Raw genomic sequence first — 22,567 nt, forward strand, 5'->3', positions numbered from 1 at the left:
CCGGCGCAGCGCCTCGGCCGTTCACGGGGTGTCTCTCAGGCCCGGACCTGACGCTTCGAGCTGATGACGCCGGTGTTGAAACCGGCGAGGTGGAGCCCGCCGTGGAAGCGGGCGTGCTCGATCTTCACACAGCGGTTCATGACGACCGTGAGGCCCGCGTCGCCGGCGATCCGGGCGGCGTCCTCGTTCCAGGACCCGAGCTGCAACCACAGGGCCTTCGCGCCGACATCGACGGCCTCCTGCGCGACCTGCGGGAGGTCGTCGTGCTTGCGGAAGACGTCGACGAGGTCGGGGGCCTCGGGCAGGTCCGCGAGCGAGGGGTAGACCGGGTGGCCGAGGATCTCCGTCGCGGTCGGGTTGATAAAGTACACCGTGTACGGCGAGGACGACAGCAGATACGTCGACACGAAGTACGAGGCGCGCGAGGGCTTGTTCGAGGCACCGACGATCGCGATCGACCGGGTGTTCTGCAGGAGTGCGAGGCGTTCGGGTGCGCCCGGGTTGGACCAGGTGCTCGCGCGTTCGATGTCGTTCGTCGTGAGCGGTGCTTCCGGGGTCTGCGTCATCGTGCTGCTCCTTCACCGGTGAGTGCGCCGTCGCGGGTCAGTCCCGTGGCGGCGGTGAGTGCCTGATCGAAGTCCCAGAGGATGTCCTCGGGGTCCTCGAGGCCGACCGACAGCCGGATGAGGTCCTCGCCGACACCACCGGCGGCGAGCTGCTCGGCCGTGAGCTGCTGGTGCGTCGTCGAGGCCGGGTGGAGGACGAGCGTGCGGGCGTCACCGACGTTCGCGAGGTGCGACGCGAGGACGCAGTTCTCGATGAACCGTGCACCGACCTCGCGGGTGGAGTGCTCGGAGGTGCCGACGACCCCGAAGGAGAAGACGGAACCGACGCCCTTCGGCAGGTAGGTCCGGCCGCGCTCGTGGTGCGGGTGGCTCGGGAGTCCCGCGTAGTTCACATACGCGATGCGCGGGTCGGAATCGAGCCACTCGGCGACGATCTTCGCGTTCGCGAGGTGGTTGTCCATGCGCTGGGGCAGCGTCTCCACACCCTGGAGGAGCTGCCACGCGGCGATCGGGGTGAGGGAGGGGCCGATGTCGCGCAGCTGTTCGGACCGCAGGCGGGTGATGAAGCCGAACTCACCGAAGTTGTCCCACCAGGACAGCCCGTTGTAGCTCGGGACCGGTTCCGTCATCGCCGGGAACCTCCCGTTGCCCCAGTCGAACTTGCCGCTCTCGACGACGACACCGCCGAGGGTGGACCCGTGGCCGCCGAGGAACTTCGTCACCGAGTGGATGACGATGTCCGCCCCGTGGTCGAAGGGACGCACGAGGTAGGGGGTCGAGAGGGTCGCATCGACGACGAGGGGGACGCCCGCTTCGTGGGCGACGGCGGCGAGGCCCGCGAGGTCCGCGATCTCACCGGAGGGGTTCGCGACGACCTCGCAGTAGACGGCCTTCGTGTTCTCACGCATCGCCGCGCGGTAGTCCTCCGGGTCCGTCCCGGCGACGAAGGTCGTGTCGATGCCGAAGCGGCGGAGGGTGACGTCGAGCTGGGTGATCGTCCCGCCGTAGAGCTGGGAGGAGGCGACGATGTGGTCACCGGCCTGGGCGAGGGCGGAGAAGGTGATGAACTCGGCGGCCATACCGCTCGAGGTCGCGACGGCACCGATCCCGCCCTCGAGCGCGGCGAGGCGTTCCTCGAGCGCGGCGACCGTCGGGTTGCCGATGCGGGAGTAGATGTTCCCGTACTTCTGGAGCGCGAAGAGGTTCGCGGCGTCCTGCGCGTCGTTGAAGACGAACGAGGACGTCTGGTAGATCGGCACGGACCGGGCGCCGTGCTCGGAGTCGGGGGTGCCGCCGGCGTGGAGCGCCAGTGTGCGGAAGCCGAACCGGTGGTCGGACATGGGGGTCCTTTCGTGGGAGGGAGAGCGCGGGGTCAGACTACGGAAGGATGCCCGGTGATGCGGGCGACGGCCGCCACGGACTCCTCGTTCTGCAGGCTCGTCGTGTCGCCGAGGGCGGTGCCCTCGTACAGCTGGGTGAGGAGGCGGCGCATGATCTTCCCCGAGCGGGTCTTCGGCACCGCGGGCACGACGACGACCGCCGCGGGCTTCGCGATCGGTCCGATCTCTCGGGCCACGTGGGCGCGCAGCGCCGTCTCCACCCCCGAGGCGCCCGCGGGGTCGGCGGACGAACGCGCCGCCTCGTGACGGGCCTGCGCCTCGGGGGTGAGGACGACGAAGGCGACGGCCGCCTGCCCGGTGAGGTCGTGGGCGATCGGGGCGGTGCCGGCTTCGACGACGTCGGGGTGCGTGAGGAGCGCGGACTCGAGTTCGATCGTCGAGAGCCGGTGGCCGGAGACGTTGATGACGTCGTCGACCCGGCCGAGGAGGTGGATGTCGCCGTCGGCGTCCTGCTTCGCGCCGTCCCCGGAGAAGAACCACCCGAACTCCGCGTAGTCCCGGAAGTACGAGTTGAGGTAACGCTCGGGGTCGCCCCATACCGTGCGCGCCATCGAGGGGCCGAGGCGGTCGACGACGAGGAATCCCTGCGTCCCGGTGGGGACGGTATTTCCCTGCGCGTCGACGACGCGCGTCGAGAGCCCGGGGAGTGCCCGGGTGGCGCACCCGGGTTTCGGGGCGGGCGCCTCGGCGGAGGCGGAGCCTGCGGAGGTCGAGCCGTCCGACGCCGGGGAGTGGAAGACGGCGTCGTGCGGGCGCGGGGACATGACGCAGGAGCCTGTCTCCGACTGCCACCACGTGTCGACGACCGGGAGGGTGCCGCCGCCGAGCTCCGCGCGGAGCCAGCGCCACGCCTCGGGATTGATGGATTCGCCGACGGTGCCGAGGATCCGCAGACTCGAGAGGTCCCACGTGCCCTGCGGGAGGCCGTCGGGGTAGTGCGCCATGTGCGAGCGGACGAGCGTGGGCGCGGTGTAGTAGTTCGTCACGCCGTAGCGTTCGATGATCTCGAAGTGGCGGCCGGGGTGCGGGATCTGCGGTGTGCCCTCGTAGATCACCTGGGTGACACCGTTGAGGAGGGGACCGTAGATCTCGTAGGTGTGCGCCGTGACCCAGGCGAGGTCGGCGGTGCACCAGTGGACGGTGGCATCGACCTTGTCGGGGTTGTTCTCCGTGGCGAGCTCGTCGTCGAGGAGTCCGAAGAGGAGGGCGTGCGTGTAGGCGGTCTGCGTGAGGTATCCGCCGGTCGTGTGGACGAGGCCCTTCGGCCTCCCCGTCGTTCCCGAGGTGTAGATGATGAAGAGCGGGTGCTCGGCGTCGAAGCTGCGCGGGGTGTGCGTCGTGGGCCGGCCGGCGAGCGCCTCGTGCCACCAGATATCACGGCCCTCCGTCCAGGGGAGGGATTTCTCGCCCGTGCGGCGGACGACGACGACGTGCTCGATCGCGTTGGTACCGGCACACGCGAGGTCCGCGTTCGCCTTGACAGGGACGGCCGCGCCGCGGCGGAACTGGCCGTCGGTGGTGACGAGGACCTTCGCCCCGGTGTCCTCGACCCGGAAACGCAGTGCCTCCGCGGAGAACCCGCCGAAGACGAGCGAGTGGACGGCACCGATCCGGGCGCACGCGAGGGTGACGACGATTGTCTCGGGGATGACGGGCAGATAGACGACGACCCGGTCACCGGGGCCGACGCCGAGCGATTCGAGGGCGTGGGCGGCCCGGGACACCTCCTCGAGAAGTCGCGCGTACGTATAGGTCTCGCGGTCCCCGGGCTCGCCCTCGAAGTGGAAGGCGACGCGCTCGCCCCGTCCGGCCTCGACGTGCCGGTCGAGGCAGTTCACGCTCGCATTGAGCCTGCCCCCGGCGAACCACTCGATCCGCGGGACGGTGTACTCGGGGTCCTCGTCCGTGCCGGTCTTCTCGGTGGAGATGGGCCGGGGAGGCTCGAAGATGTGGAGCGTGTCCCAGTCCCGGTCCCAGCGCAGGCGGGTGGCCTGGGCGGCCCAGAACGCGAGGCGGTCCTCCTCGGTCGCGGGAGCAGGGGCGGTCGTGCACGTGCGGGGATCGAGGGTCGCGGTCATGCCGTCCATTGGACTCCGCGAGGAGGTCCGCGAGGTGGAACGGATGTCACACTTCGACGCGGAGCGTCATGACGCGGAACGTCCCGCGGATGCTCACCCCTCCGCGCTCGCCTCCACCGTCACGAGCACGATCCCGTTCTCGCGGTAGGCATCGAGCTCCTCGGGCGAACCCGTGTCGGTGACGAGGGTCCAGCCCTCGCCGAGGTCGGCCCATGCCGGGACCGCGCCGCCGTGGAGTTTCGAGGAGTCCGCGAGGACGACGACGCGGTGGGAGCGGCGGGCGACGAGCGACTTGAGGAAGGTCTCCTCGAGCGTCGGTTCGCCGAGGCCCTCCACCGGATCGACGCTGTCCGCCCCGAGGAAGGCGACGTCGAAGGAGATGTGGCGGAGCGCCTCGTCCGCGAGGGGCCCGACGGTGCCGTGGCTCTGGGCGTTGAGGCGGCCACCGATGACCGTGACCTCGAGGCCGGGCTCACCGGCGAGCAGGATCGCGATCTCGAGGCCGCGTGTCACGACCGAGATGCCCGTGCGCGCCCGCAGGTGCTCGGCGAGTTCCGCGGTCGTCGATCCGGCGTCGAGAAAGATCGTCGAGTTCTCCGGCACGAGGTCGGCCGCCGCCTCGGCGATGCTGCGTTTCGCGCTCGTGTTGAGCGCCATCCGCTCACCGAGTGACTGCTCCTTGAAGGGGATCGCGGTCGTCGCGCCGCCGTAGCGGCGGCTGATCCGGCCCTCGGCCTCGAGTGCCGAGAGGTCCCGGCGGACCGTCGAGAGGGAGACCCCCGAACGGTCCGCCAGGTCCTCGACCCGTTCGACACCCGCCCGCACGAGGCGCATGAGCGCCTCCCGGCGGGCGCGGGTGCCGGTGCGCGCACCCGGCGCCCGGTCGCCCCGAGTCGGTGTACTCACCGCGGCAGGTACTCCGCGCGGATGCCGGCGACGTACGGCGCGTAGCCGAGCGCGGCGGCATACGCGGAGCGCATCGTGCCCGGGTCGGCCTTCGCCTGTCCGGCGATGTCGAACGCGGTGCCGTGATCGACGGAGGTGCGGAGGATCGGCAGGCCCACGGTCACGGAGATCGTGCCGTCGAAGTCGAAGGTCTTCGTCGCGATGTGTCCCTGATCGTGGTACTGGGACAGGATGCCGTCGTAGCGGCCGGTGAGCCCGTGGTGGAACACGGAGTCCGCCGGGATCGGGCCGGTGACGTCGAGGCCCTTGGCCCGCACCGCCTCGACCGCGGGACGGAGGATCTCGATCTCCTCGTCGCCGAAGGCACCGTTCTCCCCGCCGTGCGGGTTGATCGCCGCGACCGCGAGGCGCGGGTTTTCCACGCCGTACACCTGGAGCGCCCGGTGCGCGCGTTCGATCGAATCGATCTGCGTCTCGACGGTGATCGCGTCGAGTGCCTTGCGCAGGCTCATGTGGCGGGTCGCGAAGAACGTCTGGAGGCGGTGGCCGTCCACGTGCGTGCGGTCGTTGACGAACATCGTGTCCTGCTTCGTCACGCCCGTGAGCTCCCCGAGCATCTCGGTGTGGCCGAGGTGCTCGGAGCCGGCCTTCCACACGGCTTCCTTGTTGATCGGACCGGTGACGATGCCGGAGACGTGCTCGTCCATCGCCGCCTTCGTCGAGACCTCGATACCGGTGATCGCCGCACGACCGGCGCGGGCGTCGACGACGCCCCAGTCCGGCAGGTCGTCACCGAGGACGCCGATGTCGAAGACGTCGATGACGCCCTCGCCGGCGGGAGCGATGTCCCAGCGGTCGACCGTGCGGACCTCGACGTCGAGGCCGAGAACGTCGACGGCGCGCTGCATCACCGCGGTGTCGGCGACGGCGATGCCGTGCTGGGAGGTGTCGGCCGCGTACTCGGCGAGGACGGCCGCGGTGATCTCGGGGCCGATGCCGACGGGGTCACCGACGGAGACGGCGAGGATCGGGTGCTGGGGGTCGACTGCCATGAGAGTGCCTTTCGGGAAAGTGGGGCGGTAGCGGACGGAGTGGTGGAGAACGTGGATCAGAGTCCGGTGCGGGACCGGAGATCGGCAGCGGCGGACAGCCGGTCGAGGCACACACAGGCGGTGTCCTCGGACCCGACGAGGCCGCCCTTCGTGACGACGGGGATCCCGGAGTGCGGGCCACCGACGACGGTGCCGAGGGCGGCGAGGGGGACGACCTCCTCCTCGACCTCGATGCCGTGGCCACCGATCGCCTCGAGCACGGCGGTCGTGATGTCACCACCGGTCGTGTAGAGGCCGCCGACGGCGTGGGTGCCGAGGACGTCCGCGGTGATCCGACCGAGGCGCACCGGCAGTGCGTTCGCCGCGGTCTCACCGAGATCGACGATGTCCGTGGCCTCGAGGACCGAGGCGAGGAGGACGACGTCCCCCGAACCCGCCTTCTCGAGAGCACGGCGTACCGCCCGCGCGGTGCGATCGACATCGGGGATCCACGACGCCTGCGGATACACCGGCTTCACGACGTGGACCGTGCGGTGCTCCCGGAGGGCGGCGAGCTGGGCGATCGTGAGGTCCGTCGCCGAGCCCGAGACCGCGAGCAGCGGGGGAGCGCCCGTCGAACCGGAGAGTCCCATGGCGGTGGCGATCGCGAGCGAGCCCGGGCCCGGGTCGATGCCGACCCACATGACCTCGGGATCCGCGGCGATCGCCGCCCGTGCCGCACGGGCGAGGTGCTCATCGGTGAACGCGTCCGTGACGATCACGTCCGGGCCCGTGCCATCGGACCCGGAGGCGAGGGCGGCACGGAATGCCGCGACGAGATCCTCGAACGGCCCCGTGACGAGCGGCAGCTCGATCGTCGTGACGGTGAGCTGCGTGCCCGCCCGGAGGATGTCCTCGACCGAGGAGGTCGTCATGGGGGAGCGGACCTCGCGGGCGAGTTCCGTCTCCTCCAGGCGCACGCCGCCCATGTACTGCAGGCCGCCGACGGTCTGCCGGTTCGCCCCCGGGAACGCCGGCATGCAGAGCCCTACCGCGCGGACCCCGCGGGCCCGGACCGAGGCGAGGATCGCCTCGGTTTCCGGGCCCACGTTGCCGCGCAGGGTGGAGTCGCACCGGGAGCTCACGAACCGCGCCGGCCAGGCGAGGTCGACCATGTCCGCGCACACCGCGGCGGCCTCGGCCGCCGGGAGGTGCCGGGAGTCCGTGACGAGCACGAGGGTGTCGTACTCCTGCCGGTAGGTGCGGACCGCCTCGGCCGGGGTGTCGGACCGGAGGGTGACCGAGCGCAGTCCGGCACCGGTGAACTGCACCGCGGTGCCGTTCGACCCGGTGAGGTCGTCGCCGATGATGAGCACCTCGGACATGTGTCAGCCGACCAGGAGGTTCGCGACGACGAGGAGCGGGATCGAGCCGGCCCACACCGCGGTGGTGATGCCCGACCAGCCCTTGACCGCATTGAGGCCGTCGAGGCCGGTGAACCGGGTGACGACCCAGAAGTACGAGTCGCTGAAGTAGCTGAACACCATCGAACCGGTGACGCAGGCCATCGTTGCGATGAGCGGGGAGATGCCGAGCGTCGACACGAGCGGCAGGGTCACCGAGGCGGCGGTGAGCATCGCGACGGTGCCCGAACCCTGCGCGAGGCGCACGAGGGTCGCGATGAGGAACGGCACGAGGAAGGCCGGGAGCGGGGTCGCGGCGATGGCCTCGGCGAGGGCGTCGCCGACACCGGATTCCTGGAGGACCTTGCCGAACGCGCCACCGGCACCGGTGATGAGGAGGACGAGGCCGGCGTCCGCGGCGGCGGAGGAGAGCCACCCGTGGACCTTCGAGCGCGGGGTCCAGCGGGGCAGGAGGAGGTACACCGCGAGAACGATGCCGATGATGAGGGCGATCATCGGGGTGCCGAGGAAGACGAGGGGCTGTGCCCACTCGCTCGGGGCGTAGTCACCGGAGAGCTGGCCGGTCTGCGCCTTGTCGATCGCGGAGACGACGGTGTTGGCGACGATGAGGAGCAGCGGGACGAGCAGCGGGAGTGCGCTGACGAAAGCGCCGACGTTGAGGAACTTCTTGCCGGCGGGTGCCTCGCCGAAGTACTCCTCCGGGCGGTAGGTGACGACGCTGCCGAGCTTCGAGTGGACGTCCTCACCGCCGGAGACCGCGAGCTTCACGTCGTGGTTCTCGCCGTAGACGTCGCGTGCCACCTCGGCGTTGAGGGTGGGCTCGAGCTTGGGTCCCATCCACTTCGCGTAGAGGACGACGACGGGCAGGAGGCAGACGGTGAAGATCGCGCCGGTGAGGATGACGGCACCGATGTCCGCGCCGAGGATGCCGGCGGCACCGAGCGGGCCGGGGGTCGGCGGGACCATGTGGTGCGTGAGCGTCATACCGCAGCCGAGGGCGAGGCACAGCGTGACGTAGCCGCCCTTCTTCACGCGGGCGATCGCGCGGGCGAGCGGGTTCATGATGACGAAGCCGGAGTCGCAGAACACCGGGATGGAGACGATCGATCCGACCGTGCCCATGGCCCAGGGTTCGCGGCCCTTGCCGAACATCGTGAGGAAGGCGCGGGCGAGCCTGTCCGCGGCTCCCGAGACCTCGAGGATCTTGCCGACGAAGACACCGAGGCCGATGACGATACCGATGTTGCCGATCGTCGAACCGAAGCCACCGGTGATCGCCGCGAGGACGTCGGTGAGGGACTGGCCGGCGATGAGGCCGGTGGTGAGCGCGGCGATGAGGAGGGCGAGGAACGCGTCGAGTCGTGTGCGCAGAACGAGGAACACGATGACCGCGATGCCGACGACGAGCGCCAGGATCAACTGCACATCCATGTGCGGGTCTCCTTGTGTGTGGACGAGTGGTTTTCGTTCCGAAGCGGAACGAGGGTTCCGGAACGGAATGCGGATGTCTCGGGGTGAACCGGGGGCGAACGTGCTGGAACGTACGTGCGGGTGCTCGTGAGCCGGCGAGCGCGCCAGGACAGTCTGCCGCCGGACATGGGCCGTGCGCAACGCAACATGCGCGTTTCGGTCAGGTTCGCGCACATTTCCTGCGCGGTTCTTCCATTTTTGTGGGGTATCTCACTCAGGTCGTGCGGCAGCTGGGGTTGTGGTCAGGCCGTGGTCCGGCGGTGGTCGGGCCGCAGTCCCGGCGGCAGAGGGGCGGCGGGAGGGCGGCGCGTTCACGTGTGCCGGGCCGTCCGGGAGGCTGTGTGGGGGGCGTGTGAGATCCGTGGCATTCGCGTGTTTTGACGCGCTTTTTCCTGGGAGCGCGGTTGGAGAAACCTGCGGGAACGAGATTATCGGTTCCTGAACCGACCCGTATTCGACGACAGAAGGACCACCGCCTGTGACAGCCGACACCTCCTTCCGTCTCCGCGTCGCCGTGATCGGCGCCGGCCCGAGTGGACTCGCCCAGTTGCGAGCATTCGCCGCAGCACGGAAGGAGGGCGCCGAGATCCCGGAGATCGTCTGCTTCGAGCGACAGTCCGACCTCGGCGGCCAGTGGAACTACTCCTGGCGCCACGGCACCGACGAGTACGGCGAGTCCGTCCACTCCTCGATGTACCGGCACCTGTGGTCGAACGGCCCGAAGGAGACGCTCGAACTCGCGGACTACACCTTCGACGAGCACTTCGGCCGCCCGATCTCCTCGTACCCGCCGCGCGAGGTCCTGTGGGACTACATCTCCGGTCGCATCGAACGCGACGGTCTGCGCGAGTGGATCCGGTTCTCGACGATCGTCCGCCGGGTCGACCACGACGCGGCGACCCGCACCTTCACCGTCGTCTCCGAGTACCTGCCCACCGGTGAACAGACGACCGAGGTGTTCGACCGCGTCGTCGTCGCGACCGGGCACTTCTCCGTGCCGAACGTGCCGTACTTCGAGGGCATCGAGACCTTCCCCGGTCAGGTGACCCACGCGCACGACTTCCGCGGTGCCGAGCACATGGAGGGCCGTACCGTGCTCGTCGTCGGCGGCAGCTCCTCCGCCGAGGACATCGCACTCCAGGCCTTCAAGTTCGGTGCGGCTCGCGTCCTCATCAGCCACCGTCGTGACCCGCTCGGATACGGGTGGCCGGACCGCATCGAGGAGTGCGCGGTCGCCGAACGCTTCGAGGGTCGGACGGTGCACCTCGCCGACGGCACCTCGGTCGAGGTCGACGAGGTCGTCCTGTGCACCGGGTACCGGCACTCGTTCCCGTTCCTGCCGGCCCACCTGGCTCTCCACACGAAGAACAAGCTGTGGCAGGACCACCTGTACAAGGGCGTCGTGTTCGAGCACTGCACCGATCTCTTCTACCTCGGCATGCAGGACCAGTGGTTCACGTTCAACATGTTCGACGCGATGGGCTGGTTCGTCCGCGACGTGATCCTCGGCCGGTTCGAACTGCCCCCGCTCGAGGAGATGCGGGCCGACATGGCCGCGTGGAAGGCGAAGTTCGAGGCGATCGATTCGGTCCCGGCGAAGGGCTGGTTCCAGGCCGCCCACTTCAAGGACGTCCTCGCCGCGACCGACTACCCGCCGTTCGACGTCGACGCCGGTGTGCGCACCTTCCTCGAGTGGAAGCAGGACAAGAAGGAGGACATCCTCACCTACCGCGACGTCTGCTACACCTCCCACCTCACGGGAACGACCGCGACTCCCCACCACACCCCGTGGATCGACGAACTCGACGACTCGATGGAGAACTACCTGCGCCTCCACGGCCCCGTCGCGGCCGTCGAACCGGCCGCCGGCTGGGCTTTCGGTTTCCTGCGCTCCCTTCTCGTCCTCCTCCTGCCCGTCCCCGCCCCACCACTGGAAAGGTATCCATGAAGAAGACTGCCCTGATGATCGGCGCCCTCGGCGCCTCGGTGTTCGAGAACCCCGTCGCCGGCGAGGTTCCGGCCGATTCGCTCCCGGGTACGACGATGACGTTCGTGTCCTACGGCGGCGGCATGCAGGAGGCGCAGAAGGAAGCATTCTCGACGCCCTTCTCCGAGGCGACCGGAGCCACCGTCCTCGACGACGGACCGACGGACATGGCGAAGCTCCAGGCCCAGGTCGAGTCGGGCAACGCGACGTGGGACGTCGTGAACGCGACCCCGGCCAACGCCGAGGCGTACTGCGGCGAGCTGTTCGAACCGCTCGACCTCGAACGGATCGACACCTCGAAGATCCCCGGGGGATCGGTTCGGGTGAGTGCTGGGTGCCGTCGCTCACGTACATGTACGGCGTCTTCTACAACGCCGAGACGTACGGCGACAACCTGCCGACGACCTGGGCGGACTTCTTCGACACGGAGAAATTCACGCCAGTCTACGATGCCGCGATCGTCGCCCCCGACACCTTCTCGATCGCGAAGGGGTCGAAGAACATGGACGCGGCCTACGCGTACATCAACTTCGCTCTCGGGGCCGAGCAGCAGGCCGGCATGACCGAGGGCAGCGGATACTCCGGCGTGAATGTCGACGCGAAGCCCGAGCTCGACGCACTCGGCAACGAGTTCGACATCGCTCAGCACATGGAGGGCACCATCCCGCAGAATGCCGAGTACTGGGCCGAGAACCTCGATGCACTCACCGCGGACTGGTCGGGGTACATCAACGGCTGATCCGGGTGTGAGCCTGATGCGAACAGCGGGCGGGCCCGTGGTGGTGAGCGAACTCACCGCCACGGGCCCTCGCTCGTTTTGCGCCGGAAGGTACGGAGAGCCTATAGTGAATCCGCACGTCAGGGGCTATAGCTCAGTTGGTAGAGCGCTTCGTTCGCAATGAAGAGGTCAGGGGTTCGAATCCCCTTAGCTCCACCCCGCGCACAAGGCTCGAACCCTTGCCAAAGGAATCGTTGGCTGGGGTTCGGGCCTTGTCGCCGTTCTGGGTCCAGTTGAGCGCGTTGGCGTTGACCTCGGGATCAAGCAGCATCTCGAAGGGCCGGTTGTTCTCGACACGGAGTTTGTCGTCTTCGTCGATGTAGACCTTGGTGAAGAAGGCCTGGTTGCATAAGCGCCGGTTGGCGTCGTCGCACCGCTGGTAGATGTCCGCGCAGTTCGCCAGAAGCCCGATGGCATCGTCGAGGTGGGCGCGGGCGTCGGCGTAGTCGCCGTGGTGGGCGTCAATACGCCGGTTGAGGCGGTCGAGTTCGCCGAGGATGCGGTCTTGTTCTCGCTTGAGGACGGGCAGTGGGATGGCGTCGGCGTAGTGGGCTTGCATGAGCCGGTCTTGTTCGTGTTCGAGCCGGTCTCGGTGAGCCGTGAGGCGTTCGAGTTCGTCGGTCTCGGCGGCCATGAGCCGGTCGAACTCGTGGTGGAGCATCCCGGAGAGGGCGTCGCGCTGGGCGGGGCTGATCTGTATCCGGGTGTAGTAGTCCTCGATCAGCTTCTCGACGTCTTCGATCAGGATCGCACCGCGAGTGCAGTCGGTGCGCTTGGAGTGCCGACCGGAGCACACGAAGTAGCAGTAGACGTTGCCGTGGCGGTTTTTGGCGTTGGACACGATCAGCCGCGACCCGCATTGCCCGCAGTGGATGGTGCCTTTGAGGTAGTGGTCGTGGACCTGCGTGGCTTCGGCGGCGGTCTTGTGGGCGGTGAGCACGGACTGGACCTGGTACCAGACCTCGGGTGGCACGAGGGCGGGGTGGGTGCCCTTGTAGCGGGTGCCGCGATAGACGACATCGCCCTTGTAGTAGGGGTTGGTCAACAGGCGGTGCACCGAGGAGACCGCCAGCGGTTTCGAGGGCCGCTTCGGGGTAGGCAGGCTGACCAGTCCGCGGGAGGTGAGTTCGTCGTGGAGCTGGCTGACGGTCCAGTTCCCCGAGGCGTATGCCTTGAACGCCCACTCGATCAGGGGTGCGCGTTCAGGGTCGAGTTCGACAGTGCGGCCCTCGCGGCCTTGGTCATCGCGGGTGCGGACGTTGAGGTAGCCGATCGGGGCTTTGCCGAGGGTGCCGCCGCCGATGGCCTTCTGGGTCATGCCCTTGGTGACCTCGGTGGCGAGGTTGCGGGAGTAGAACTCCGCGATGGTGGACATGATGCCGTGCAGCAGCATCCCCGAGGGGGTCTCGTCGATGTTCTCCGTCGCCGAGACCAGCATGACCCCGGCCTGTTGGAGGGCCAGGTGGATGGTCACGTCGTCGGCGCGGTTGCGGGCGAGCCGGTCGACCTTGTGAACGATGCAGTAGGCGACCTTGTTGGTCTTGACGTACTGGATCATCCGCATCAGGTCGGGCCGGTCGGCGGACTTGGCCGAGGCTCCGGCGTCGACGAACTCCTCCACGATCGTCGCGCCGAGCTGGTCGGCTTTGCGACGCACCGCGTCGCGTTGGGCGGGGATGGAAAAGCCTTCGTCGGTGCCACCCTTGGAGGCCTGTTCACGGGTGGAGACCCGCAGGTAGGAGATCGCGACAGCGGTGCTGATGGGCGGCTCGATCAGGCTGGCCGCCGGATCGGCAGCAGCAGTAGTAGTAGTTGTGGTGGTCATCGGGTCCTTGCCTCTCACGCGATTCGACCCTCGCGTTCCCAGACGACTGGGAGGAGATGTTGATCGTGAGAGCAGCCATCGGTGGGCTGTAGGACGAGACCCGACCGGGTCACGGTGCGTGTTGCCCACCCGTGCGGGTGAGGTTTGGGACCACAACACCCCGCGTACGCGAGGCTTGCTAGTGTCATTCTACCAACGGGCCTGCGACACTCGCCGCTGCGCGGGTGGGTGTGGCCGGGTCGCGATAGGTCTCAGGTGGTTCGGCGGCGCGGCGGTCGGCGCGGCTGCGGCCGGTCTCCTGCAAGGTCAGCCGGATCAGCACCTCGGCGAGCTTGTGCAGGTCGACTTGGTCCCGGTGCACGGCCCGGACGGAGAAGGAGCGGTCTTCGTAGCGGCGCCGGTCGGTCTTCTTCACGTAGCCGCCCATCAGTCCCGCACCTCCCCGGTGGCCGGGTCAACATCGAGGTCGAGGTCGTCGTCGAGGCTGGCGTAGAACTCGTCCTCGGCCTCCTGGCGTCTGCGGACCTGGGCTTGGACGAACTCCACGAACTCGGCGTCGCGGTCGGCGATCACCACATCCTCCACCGGCGGTCCGGGTTCTTCACCGGGCCAGGTGGTCTGCCGGGTGGGCCGGTCACGATCGATCCGGGTGCCCGAGGCGGCCACCCAGTCCCGGAGGCGGGCGCGGGCATCGGCGAAATCGCGGTGCCAGCCGATCGCCGCGGAGGCGTTCTGCTCGGGGTCGTACGCACCCAGCCAGTGCAGGTGCAGCGCGGAGAGTTCCCACAGCAGTTCGGGGTGGTGGTGCCAGAACGGCGGCAGCACGCTGGCGGGGAGTCCGTAGGTGTGGCGCAGCCAGTCCACCCACCGGTTCAGCGCGAGCCATTCGGTTTCCAGGTCATGTGCGGACAGCAGGTTCCAGTTCACCGGGTGCGGCGTCTCGGGCACATCGGCGTCGCTGACGTGCGGCGGATCGTCGAACACATCCGGCTCATCCAGCTCCGGCCCCTCACCGTTGGTCGGGTCGGTGCCGGGTGGATCGGTCTCGGGGGTGTGGTCGGTCATGATGCTCGGCTCCCGGCGTTCACAGGCCGATGGCCGTGGACTGCGGTGCGTGGGCGGGCCGGGACGGTGGCTCGAACGCGGCCGCGTTCCGCTCCGCCGCTGGGCGGCGTGGGGTGCGGTCGACCTCGTAGCGGGTGCGGGCGGTGTCGTGACCGATCTTCTTGGCCACGAACTCCTCGCTCTCGACCGCTTGGCCGTCGCGTTCGTAGTTGACTTCGCGGGTGTAGCCCTCGGCGATGAAGTTGTCGCCCTTGGTGAACCGGTCATGCGCGTGTTCGGCCGACCGGCCGAACATCACCAGATGGTGATAGGTCGTCTCGGTCTGGGTGAAGGACCCATCGTCCTCGCGGCGGAAGTGCTCCTTGCCGACTCGGGCGTAGAACCGAGGATCGCCCTTCGAGGTCTGGCTGAGCTGGGGGTCCGAGGCGATGAACCCCGAGAACGATTCCTGGGTGCGGATAGCCATCTGACTCTCCTCCTGACACTCACGCGACCCCGCCGATCGGAGCCGCTGATGTCAGGCAGGTGCACAGGCCACCCCAGGCCCCCGGTTACGAGCCGGGTCCGCGCAGCAGTGCCTCGACCTCGGCCCGGTCCGTCTTCAGCTGAGCCGCGTCAGGACAAGAGGGCCAAGGGCGCAGGTCGGTGACGATCGGCGGTGCTGAGCGCAGCAGGGTGACACCCGTGCCGAACGGCAGCGTCCTGATCCGGTCCGGTGGCAGGATCGGCACCCGGCGCACCGAGCGTTGGTTGGAGCGGGTGCCGTGATCGCCGAGGGTCACGGAGTCGGTGTACTCGTCGCGTTCGCCGATGAGGATGCTCAGGTCTTGGAGGTCTCGGGAGTTGGAAGCACCGCCAAGGATGACCTTGACAATGGAGGCGTCCCAGATGGCGCCGGCGGCGTTGTCGGACCACTTCTCCCGCGCCTGGGCCAACGACTGCAAGACCGGCAGCGTCGTGATCCCCGTGCCGCCGCCTTCCGCCATGAGCGTCGGCAGGGAGGGCAATGGGGCGAGGTTGCCGATCTCATCGAGTGCCAGCAGCAGGGGCGGGTCGAGGCGGGCGCCGGGTGAGCGGGCGGCGATCCTTCGGGCGGTCTCGATGAGGTCTTCGACGAACGCCGCCACCAGGGCGGCGGAGGCGCCGGCTCCGGCGCCGGTGGCGAGCAGATAGAGGGTGCCGCGGTCTTGGATGAAGGTCTCGGGGTCGAAGTCCTCATCCGGCCCCGGTGAGACCGCGTTCAGGACACGTGGGTCGGCCAGTGCGCCGAGGGCCAGCGCCACGCCTTGCCAGATGGAGTCGCGGGTCTTGGGGTCCGAATCGATCATCGCCCCGAGCGAGTCCGCCCACCCCGTTGCAGCCTGGGTGCTGTTGGTGAGGATGGCGACGGCCTCGGCGGCAGCGGTGGGGTCGAGGGTCCACCGGAACAGCTCAGCCGGTGGCCGGTGATCCAATGCTGCGGCGTGTAACAGGGCTTGCAGAGCCGTGCGGGTCTTGCCTTCCCAGAACCCGCCGGACTCCACCCCACCCGCGGAGAGTCCCGTGGCGGAGGCGAGGCCGGTGGCGCGGATCATCGCCGTCAGGGGGTCGTGGCAGCCGCGGATGGGTGACCAGCGCATCCCGGCGGGGATGCCCTCGGCCAAGTGCTGGGGGTCGAACACCGCCACCGGCCGCCCGTCCCGTTGGCGGGCGCGGAGGGTGGCGGTGAGGTTGTCCGGCCGCGTGCTGGTCGTGACGACGGCGCCGGGGGCGTCCAGGATGGCGTTGATGACCACATGGAGGCCTTTGCCAGAGCGGGGCGGGCCGATCAGCAGGATCGAGTCCTCCACCGAAGCCCATACCTGCCGCCCGCGCGAACGACCCAACAGGTATCCCACATCGGAGGGCGTGGGCTCGTTGAGCGAGGGCCGCAACGTCGCGGCGCGGCGCAGCAATGGCTTCGAAGACGCGGTCTGCGTGACCTCGTGGGCGGTGGCGCTGCCGGCCAGGCGTCGCGGGTCGGTCTCGACCTTCCGTGAGTGGCGACGCAGCCGCACCCATGCCCACGCCCCGGCAGCGATAAGAGCGGCAAGCATGAGCGCGGTGACGATCCAGTACGCGACCGTGCTCAGCCCGTCGGCATCGAGGGCGGCAGCGGGGTCACCGGGACTGAACAGCACCCCGAAGCCCGAGACTGGACCGGTGTCCGGTTGGGGTGTGCCGGTGAGTAACGCCGTCACCGACCCGGCTGCACGCAGGATCAACGCCACCCCGAACACCCCGATCAGTGCGATGAGGGCGGCGTTGGTCAGCTCATCGCCCACGCTCCCGGTCTGCCGCTGCCCAGGGGCGCTCATGACAGCCGCCTGACAACGGCGGTGCCCGAGACCCGGCCGAGGAACAGGACCTCACCGGTGCCGTCACGCGAGAGGTCCGCGAGCTGGGCGATATCGAGAAGAGCACGAGCGTGACCGGTGCTGGTGGTTCCGGTGAGGGAGACGACGACCGCGACGGCGACGTTCTCACCGGGGACGAATCCCTCGGCGGTGACCTCCACCAGTTCCGGTCGCTTCTTACGCTTGATCTTGGCCTTCTTGCCGCGCGGGATCTCAGACTTGTCCTCTTCGGGCTCTACTGGCTTGGGGCGGCGGGCATGGATGAGGTCGGTAAACACGGACCCGTCGGTTTCACGGACCTCGATCCGCACCGCGATCCTCCGGTCCTCAGTGATCGCGTCCAACAGGGTCCCGAAGGTGGCACGCGTCCACTCAATGCCTTCCTCTGGCGGCGGGAACGCAGTACCGTCAACAGTGACATCCAGGACACCTGTTTCGGTGACGGTGATGATCACATGCGGCAGCGCCACCGGGGTCTCTGAGCGTTCTCGCCCGGACGAGTGGCGCGGCTTCTTCGAGGGCATCACTTCACCCCCTGCGTGAGCCTAGAGCTGGTATCGAACAACTCCAACTCAGCTGGGTGGAGCTGATGCTGCGTAACGAAGGCCCTGTCCTTGATCCGCCACAACCCCTGCCCCACCCCGAGAGTCGGGAGGAGTTTCTGCTCGGTGCCGGTCAGTCCGAGGGCCTTTGCGGTGGGGCCGAGCTGGTCGGACTCTTGGCGGTAGACGATCCTGGTCTCGGCATTCGCCAGCAGCGAGTTCGCCAGCGAACGCATGGCTGAGCCGGCATCGCCGACGTTGTCCAGGTCAGAGAGTTTGTGGAAGATCAGCATGTTCGCGATCCCGTAATGCCGCGCGAGACGCCAGTGCGCGTCCATGCGTTTGAGTAGGGCGGGGTGGGACATGAGGCGCCATGCTTCGTCGTAGATCACCCACCGCTGCCCGCCGGCCGGGTCCAAAAGGGCGGATTCCATCCACGCTGACGAGCACGTCATCAACACCGAGATGAGGGTGCTGTTCTCGGTGACGCGGGACAGGTCGAGGCTGATCATCGGCAGGCCCAGATCGAAGGTCACTGTGGAGGGGCCGTCGAAGAGGCCTTGGAGGTCGCCGGCCACCAAGCGGCGCAGCGCGTGGCCCACGAGGCGGCCGTCCTCAGCAAGCCGTCCATCGGTGTCCTCATCCGGGCTGCTGGGGTTGAGGATGTGCTCGACCACCATGGGCAGGATCGGCACCGTGTTCTCCCGGACGGTTTGGGTGAGAGCGAGGTCGACGGCTGTGTGCTCCAATGGCGTGAGGCCGCGCGCCAGCACGGTCTCAGCGAGGGCTCCGATGAGGTCGCGGCGGCGTGAGGCGACCGTGGTTGCCCACTGCTCATCCGACAGGCCGCCTGGCCTGTGCCCCTCGTCGAGAGGGTTCAGGCGGGTATTGAGACCGTGGCCCAAGACGATCGCACGACCACCCACGGCTTCGGCGACGGCGGTGTGCTCGCCTTTGGGGTCGCCGGGGACGTAGACGCGGCGCCCGAACGGCAACGAGCGGGTGTAGAGGCTCTTGGCGAGGGACGATTTCCCGGAGCCGACGATCCCGGCCAGAACCACATTGGGTGCGGTGATGATCCCGCGGGCGTAGAGCACCCAGGGGTCGTAGACGAAGCTGCCGCCGGAGTAGAGGTCTTGTCCGACGAACACGCCGTCACTTCCCAGGCCGCCTTCGGCGACGAACGGATACGCACCCGCCAACGTGGCACTGGTGTCCTGGTGGCGTGGGAGCCGAAACCGGCCCGGGGTGCGCAGCGCTGTCGGGCCGGGTTCACCGGCAGCCGGGAGGTAGCGGGTGCTACGGCGTTCGGCGCGCTCGGCTTCGGCCTTCGCCCGGGCGGCGGCTTTCTCGGCGGCCTGCTGCTCGGCACGGAGTCGTACGGCGGCTTGGCGGCGCTGCTTGCGCAACCGGCGACGCTCCTTCGCCGGGGCGACCAGCACCGAGGTGTGCAGCCGGTCCTGATCCTGTTCGCGGGGGCTCATAGCGACAGGCCCCGCCCCGACTGCTGGCCCGAGTTGACGGAGTGTGTGGGGGCGGCGAACCAGTCGCGCTCGTCGTACTGTTGTGGCTGACCTGTTTCACGTCGCCGTCCCGCTGACCGGTGGCTCTGGGGTGTGAGGCGCGGGTGCGGCGCAGCTGATCCGACACCACTAATGGTCTCGCGGGCCGAGACCGGGCCTGTCGCCACTGGCCCAGCCGCAGCCCCGCTGAGTTCGGGTGGCGGGGTGTAGGCGCATAGCAGCCTGACGTGGCCGAGGTCGTGGTTGTAGGTCAGGGTGTAGTCGCCCTCGGTGATCGTGCGATCCAGCGCCCCGGTCGGTGGGGTGTCGTAGGCGTAGCCGTTCTCCAACGCCGCATCGATTGTCTCGTCCCCGAAGTCCCATTGGAACAGGTGCTCGATCGCGGCGTCGGTGCCCTCGCGGTCGATCAGGTCCAGCACCTGGTCGGCCTGATCTCCTTGGAGGAACACCACACTGAGCCACCGCCGCTGCGCGTCAGGTTCGACGGTCGATTCGATGGCCGGTTCGCGGTGCCAGGCGATCCGCCCCGAAGCGCTGTGCGCGGCGCTGAGCCGGTCCTCGGCCTGATCCAACAACGTCCCAGCCAGGTGCAGCTCGTCGGCTGCCGCTAGCGCATCGGCCGCACCGGCGGTGTGGTCACCGTTATCGTCAAACGCGCGGCCCTGGTGACTCAGGTGGGCGTTCGCGAGCTGGTCCAGTACCTGGCGCAACGAGCGGACACCGGCGGCGAGTTCACCGAAGACTTGGTAAGTATCGGCCGGGTCATCGAAGACCCGGCTGGCGTGGGCCAGGCCGCGCAGGGCCTCGGAGGCCTCAGCGGCATCAGCCAAGGGATCGTGGAACGTGGGCATGAGCGCGCCTTCCTGACATGGGATGTGTCAGGCAGGTGCTCTGGAGCTTCCAGGGTGTCAGTGCTCGCCGGTAGCGTTGGTGTATGGCTTATACAGCGAATGTTCTGCGCGTCATGATCGCCTCCCCGTCCGACACGATCGAGGCTCGCGACGCTGTCGAGGCCGCTATCTATGGTTGGAATGGGGCTAACGCTCAGGCGAAGCAAACGATTTTGCAACCCTGGCGCTGGGAGACGTCGTCCGTGCCGCTACTCGGTGACCATCCGCAATCTCTCATCAACTCACAAGGGGTCGATGAGTCGGATGTAGTCTTTGCGCTGTTCGGCAGCAGGCTGGGTTCTCCGACACCGGACGCTGTCTCCGGAACAGTCGCTGAGATTGAGCGCGCCATCGAGCAGGGCAAACCGGTGCATCTCTATCTCTCCACCGCCCCGTTGCCCAACGACGTTGATACCGCGCAGCTTGAGGGCCTTCGGGCGTTCAAGGCGGAGATCAGCAAGCGCGGTCTACTGGGCGAGTTCAGTAACGTCAGCCAGCTTCAACATGAGGTGTGGAAGGCAATCGAGTACGACATCACGACACTGTCCCTTGGCGTACCGGTTCTGAGTCGGCCCCCGAGCGGTGTCCAGTTTGCGGTGCAGCCGCAGCAGGAGCGAGAGATTCGGGACTACGACAAGAAGGGGAAACCGCGGTACAAGACTCGGCACTGGATCGAAGTCACCAACAACGGTGGTGTGGACGCACAGCAGGTCGTGTTCGAACCGGTCGGTGAGCACAGCGGCATGTTCTTGGTCACCGACGGAACACCGACGACAGTCCATGCAGGTCAGACTCGGCGCTTGAATGTGGAGCATTCGATGGGTGGTGGCGATCCTGAGGTCCTGCGAATCCGGTGGGTCGAGGACGGCGAGGACAAGGAGCAGGACTTCCACGTCGGCTAAACCAGCTCACACCCGGCGGCACAGCGGCAGCGCCGCGGCGGTGAACGCGGCTGCCTGCTGGCCGACCAGCAGTCGGGTCTCGCAGGAGGCTTGGATGGCGGCCTGTTCGATCGCCGCGACCCCGGCTTCCAACTCCTCCACCGTCACGGCGGAGACGGAAATCAGGCCGGTGTAGCGCAGCACCCCGTGGCCGGCGGTCAGGTCGGCTTCCTGCTGAAGCACGTCCTGATACTCGGCGGTCTGGGTGGCATCTTCGATCTGCCCGATCTTGGCACGCTGCGCCTGGTCTGAGATGTGTTCGACCTTCTTCTTCCGGATGTCCCTCGCCGCCTGGTCCGAACGCATCGGCGTGCAGATCAGCGAGAACGACCGCTGAATACCGGTCGACAAGAGCACCGGCGACAAGAACCCCGGATACACCATTGAGCGGGGCCATTCGTTGATCCAGAGCACGGCGTGGTGGGCTGAGTCGGTGCGCAGCCGGGTCCAGGACTCGTTGACCGCTACCGGGCCGGCGGTGGCGAGGTTCTGGCCGAGTTCGCCGTGACGTTCCAACGTGGCGGCGATGGCCGGGTCAAAGGCACTACGCAGGATCACTGCGATCTCGCCCGGAGAGAGCCAGCCCGAGGCGGTGAGGTCGGCCGAGCGCAGAGCGGCGACGAGGGTGGACATCTCTTGGCGTAGGACGGCGGCGGCGCCACGGATGCCGCCGCCGGCGGTCCGGATCTGCCTGGCGGACGTCTTCATGTCCAGGGACAGGCTCAGTGTGGTGGCGTGGCGTTCGCCGGCGGGGCCTGCGCGGTCGATGAGTTCGGCGTAGGTGGTCGCGGCCCAGGTGTCGTCGGCGGTGCCGTGGGTGGCCCACCATTCCGCCAGTCCGGTGCCGGAGTCCGGCAGAGTCCGTTCCAGTACCTGCAATGTGGCGATCCGGCCGGAGCGGCAGACGGTGGCCAGTACGCGTCCCCAGGAGGTGACCCGTCGTTCCTGCTCGCCCGGGTCCAACAGGACGAACGCCGGATGTGACACCTCGCAGACGACGGTGAGGGTCTGGGCGTGGGGGTCGTGGATCATCCCTGCCCCGGTGTCGGGGTCGGTGTATTCGCGCAACCGCGCCATGTCCCCCGGAAGCGCGAGTGTCCCGACTGGCCGGGGTGTAACGACTCGGCGGCGGTAGAGAAGTTGTCCCCCGGTCGAGCGCCAGAGCCACCAGAACGCGACCGGCAGCCATTCGACCGCGGGACGTCCGGCGATGGGGATCCACGTCAGCGCGGCGGCGATCACCCAGACGGGGGCGGTGTAGGCCAGCAGAATACCGCCCCCGGCGTACAGCGCCCCGACCACCGAGAGGATGCCGGTGGCGAGGGTGATGAGCTGCGACAGGGACAGCCCCAGGAGGATGCCGCGGCGGGTGAGGCGGGAGAACTTCACCGGCACCAGCTCCGCCGCCATAGTGGACTCGTTCTGCTTGGTAGGCACAGCGGGTTCACTCCTTCCCGGTGGGCTTGGGGGCAGGAGGCGGGGGCGGCTTCGGCGGACGCGTCTCCGACTGCGACGACCCGCCGGTGGGTGTCTTTGGTGCCGGTGTTGATGGCGGTGGCGCCTGCGCGGCCGGTGGTGGGGTGCTGCCGGTCTGGCCGGCGGAGTCCGCCACGGTCTCGCCCTGGTTGCCGAGGGCCTTGCCGGCCTTGGGTCCGGCGGTCGCGGCGTCCTTGGCGACCTTCGCCGCCACCACGGCCGCGGCTGCGGGACCCGCCGCCGCACCAGCACCAGCCCCGGCGCCCGCCCCTGCTCCACCACTAGCACCG

At 68.5% G+C, this 22,567-nt stretch carries 18 protein-coding genes, 1 tRNA gene and 2 pseudogenes; 4 read left to right on the forward strand and 17 right to left on the reverse strand.

Going from position 1 to position 22,567, the window contains the following annotated elements; translation table 11 throughout:
• Positions 1-35 precede the first annotated feature (35 nt).
• The 7 genes from ABD172_RS07735 to ABD172_RS07765 form a co-directional block, all read right to left on the reverse strand.
• A complete protein-coding gene (locus ABD172_RS07735) occupies positions 36-566 on the reverse strand; it encodes a CoA-binding protein (protein WP_344308461.1) in 531 nt (176 codons plus the stop codon).
• Positions 563-1,906 carry an O-acetylhomoserine aminocarboxypropyltransferase/cysteine synthase family protein gene (locus ABD172_RS07740; protein ID WP_344308462.1) on the reverse strand — a complete coding sequence of 448 codons (1,344 nt, stop codon included), beginning with the start codon at positions 1,904-1,906 and terminating at the stop codon, positions 563-565. The genes ABD172_RS07735 and ABD172_RS07740 overlap by 4 nt, the downstream gene beginning before the upstream one ends.
• 32 nt (positions 1,907-1,938) lie before the next feature.
• Positions 1,939-4,044, reverse strand: coding sequence for an acetate--CoA ligase (locus ABD172_RS07745; RefSeq protein ID WP_344308463.1), 2,106 nt, complete (start codon positions 4,042-4,044; stop codon positions 1,939-1,941).
• Positions 4,045-4,137: 93 nt separating this feature from the next.
• On the reverse strand, positions 4,138-4,950 hold the full coding sequence (locus tag ABD172_RS07750) for a DeoR/GlpR family DNA-binding transcription regulator (protein WP_344308465.1): 813 nt from the start codon (positions 4,948-4,950) through the stop codon (positions 4,138-4,140).
• Positions 4,947-6,002, reverse strand: a complete 1,056-nt coding sequence (gene pdxA, locus ABD172_RS07755; RefSeq protein ID WP_344308466.1) for a 4-hydroxythreonine-4-phosphate dehydrogenase PdxA — start codon at positions 6,000-6,002, stop codon at positions 4,947-4,949. The genes ABD172_RS07750 and pdxA overlap by 4 nt, the downstream gene beginning before the upstream one ends.
• 56 nt (positions 6,003-6,058) lie before the next feature.
• Positions 6,059-7,366, reverse strand: coding sequence for a four-carbon acid sugar kinase family protein (locus ABD172_RS07760; RefSeq protein WP_344308468.1), 1,308 nt, complete (start codon positions 7,364-7,366; stop codon positions 6,059-6,061).
• Between the two features lie 3 nt (positions 7,367-7,369).
• On the reverse strand, positions 7,370-8,836 hold the full coding sequence (locus ABD172_RS07765; protein WP_344308470.1) for a GntP family permease: 1,467 nt from the start codon (positions 8,834-8,836) through the stop codon (positions 7,370-7,372).
• 517 nt (positions 8,837-9,353) lie between these two features.
• Between ABD172_RS07765 and ABD172_RS07770 the strand changes: the two genes are divergently transcribed.
• The 3 genes from ABD172_RS07770 to ABD172_RS07780 all read left to right on the forward strand — a co-directional run bounded on the left by ABD172_RS07770 (position 9,354) and on the right by ABD172_RS07780 (position 11,796).
• A complete protein-coding gene (locus ABD172_RS07770) occupies positions 9,354-10,823 on the forward strand; it encodes an NAD(P)-binding domain-containing protein (RefSeq protein ID WP_344308471.1) in 1,470 nt (489 codons plus the stop codon).
• Between the two features lie 373 nt (positions 10,824-11,196).
• Positions 11,197-11,601 (forward strand): hypothetical protein, encoded by a 405-nt coding sequence (locus tag ABD172_RS07775; protein WP_344308472.1) that lies wholly within the window; start codon positions 11,197-11,199, stop codon positions 11,599-11,601.
• A 122-nt stretch (positions 11,602-11,723) separates the two neighbouring features.
• Positions 11,724-11,796: transfer RNA gene (locus tag ABD172_RS07780), tRNA-Ala, on the forward strand.
• Between the two features lie 613 nt (positions 11,797-12,409).
• On the opposite strand, the pseudogene ABD172_RS07785 reads toward ABD172_RS07780, so the two are convergent.
• From ABD172_RS07785 to ABD172_RS07820, 8 genes and pseudogenes are all read right to left on the reverse strand, one after another.
• Positions 12,410-13,465, reverse strand: a pseudogene (locus ABD172_RS07785) (recombinase family protein); the annotation flags it as partial.
• A gap of 184 nt (positions 13,466-13,649) precedes the next feature.
• On the reverse strand, positions 13,650-13,892 hold the full coding sequence (locus tag ABD172_RS07790; protein ID WP_344308474.1) for a hypothetical protein: 243 nt from the start codon (positions 13,890-13,892) through the stop codon (positions 13,650-13,652).
• Positions 13,892-14,530: a hypothetical protein gene (locus tag ABD172_RS07795; RefSeq protein ID WP_344308476.1), complete on the reverse strand. Its 639-nt coding sequence runs from the start codon at positions 14,528-14,530 to the stop codon at positions 13,892-13,894. The genes ABD172_RS07790 and ABD172_RS07795 overlap by 1 nt, the downstream gene beginning before the upstream one ends.
• A 19-nt stretch (positions 14,531-14,549) precedes the next feature.
• Positions 14,550-14,996 (reverse strand): single-stranded DNA-binding protein, encoded by a 447-nt coding sequence (locus tag ABD172_RS07800; RefSeq protein WP_344308477.1) that lies wholly within the window; start codon positions 14,994-14,996, stop codon positions 14,550-14,552.
• Between the two features lie 85 nt (positions 14,997-15,081).
• Positions 15,082-16,866, reverse strand: a complete 1,785-nt coding sequence (locus ABD172_RS07805) for a type IV secretory system conjugative DNA transfer family protein (RefSeq protein ID WP_344308478.1) — start codon at positions 16,864-16,866, stop codon at positions 15,082-15,084.
• Positions 16,863-17,429: a hypothetical protein gene (locus ABD172_RS07810; RefSeq protein ID WP_344308480.1), complete on the reverse strand. Its 567-nt coding sequence runs from the start codon at positions 17,427-17,429 to the stop codon at positions 16,863-16,865. The genes ABD172_RS07805 and ABD172_RS07810 overlap by 4 nt, the downstream gene beginning before the upstream one ends.
• Positions 17,429-18,931 (reverse strand): ATP-binding protein, encoded by a 1,503-nt coding sequence (locus ABD172_RS07815; RefSeq protein ID WP_344308482.1) that lies wholly within the window; start codon positions 18,929-18,931, stop codon positions 17,429-17,431. Before ABD172_RS07815 ends, ABD172_RS07810 begins: the two co-directional genes overlap by 1 nt.
• Complete coding sequence (locus tag ABD172_RS07820; protein WP_344308483.1) at positions 18,928-19,821, reverse strand: hypothetical protein; 894 nt, start codon at positions 19,819-19,821, stop codon at positions 18,928-18,930. Before ABD172_RS07820 ends, ABD172_RS07815 begins: the two co-directional genes overlap by 4 nt.
• Before the next feature lie 83 nt (positions 19,822-19,904).
• Here ABD172_RS07820 and ABD172_RS07825 point away from each other — a divergent pair, with 83 nt between their 5' ends.
• The gene (locus ABD172_RS07825; protein ID WP_344308485.1) at positions 19,905-20,762 is read left to right on the forward strand and encodes a DUF4062 domain-containing protein; all 858 of its coding nucleotides are present in this window, start codon (positions 19,905-19,907) and stop codon (positions 20,760-20,762) included.
• A 6-nt stretch (positions 20,763-20,768) separates the two neighbouring features.
• Here ABD172_RS07825 and ABD172_RS07830 read toward each other — a convergent pair whose 3' ends face one another.
• Both ABD172_RS07830 and ABD172_RS07835 read right to left on the reverse strand, forming a co-directional pair.
• Positions 20,769-22,238 (reverse strand): SCO6880 family protein, encoded by a 1,470-nt coding sequence (locus ABD172_RS07830; RefSeq protein WP_344308487.1) that lies wholly within the window; start codon positions 22,236-22,238, stop codon positions 20,769-20,771.
• A gap of 7 nt (positions 22,239-22,245) precedes the next feature.
• A pseudogene (locus ABD172_RS07835) lies at positions 22,246-22,567 on the reverse strand (conjugal transfer protein TrbL); the annotation flags it as partial.

The sequence above is a fragment of the Brevibacterium samyangense genome, from assembly GCF_039529845.1.
GTDB classification, from domain to species: domain Bacteria; phylum Actinomycetota; class Actinomycetes; order Actinomycetales; family Brevibacteriaceae; genus Brevibacterium; species Brevibacterium samyangense.

Bases quoted from the DNA above. Each gene is read 5' to 3' on its own strand.
- ABD172_RS07735 (WP_344308461.1), bottom strand. From the start codon at position 566: ATGACGCAGACCCCGGAAGCACCGCTCACGACGAACGACATCGAACGC.
- ABD172_RS07740 (WP_344308462.1), bottom strand. From the start codon at position 1,906: ATGTCCGACCACCGGTTCGGCTTCCGCACACTGGCGCTCCACGCCGGC.
- ABD172_RS07745 (WP_344308463.1), bottom strand. From the start codon at position 4,044: ATGACCGCGACCCTCGATCCCCGCACGTGCACGACCGCCCCTGCTCCC.
- pdxA (WP_344308466.1), bottom strand. From the start codon at position 6,002: ATGGCAGTCGACCCCCAGCACCCGATCCTCGCCGTCTCCGTCGGTGAC.
- ABD172_RS07760 (WP_344308468.1), bottom strand. From the start codon at position 7,366: ATGTCCGAGGTGCTCATCATCGGCGACGACCTCACCGGGTCGAACGGC.
- ABD172_RS07765 (WP_344308470.1), bottom strand. From the start codon at position 8,836: ATGGATGTGCAGTTGATCCTGGCGCTCGTCGTCGGCATCGCGGTCATC.
- ABD172_RS07790 (WP_344308474.1), bottom strand. From the start codon at position 13,892: ATGGGCGGCTACGTGAAGAAGACCGACCGGCGCCGCTACGAAGACCGC.
- ABD172_RS07795 (WP_344308476.1), bottom strand. From the start codon at position 14,530: ATGACCGACCACACCCCCGAGACCGATCCACCCGGCACCGACCCGACC.
- ABD172_RS07800 (WP_344308477.1), bottom strand. From the start codon at position 14,996: ATGGCTATCCGCACCCAGGAATCGTTCTCGGGGTTCATCGCCTCGGAC.
- ABD172_RS07805 (WP_344308478.1), bottom strand. From the start codon at position 16,866: ATGAGCGCCCCTGGGCAGCGGCAGACCGGGAGCGTGGGCGATGAGCTG.
- ABD172_RS07810 (WP_344308480.1), bottom strand. From the start codon at position 17,429: ATGCCCTCGAAGAAGCCGCGCCACTCGTCCGGGCGAGAACGCTCAGAG.
- ABD172_RS07815 (WP_344308482.1), bottom strand. From the start codon at position 18,931: ATGAGCCCCCGCGAACAGGATCAGGACCGGCTGCACACCTCGGTGCTG.
- ABD172_RS07820 (WP_344308483.1), bottom strand. From the start codon at position 19,821: ATGCCCACGTTCCACGATCCCTTGGCTGATGCCGCTGAGGCCTCCGAG.
- ABD172_RS07825 (WP_344308485.1), top strand. From the start codon at position 19,905: ATGGCTTATACAGCGAATGTTCTGCGCGTCATGATCGCCTCCCCGTCC.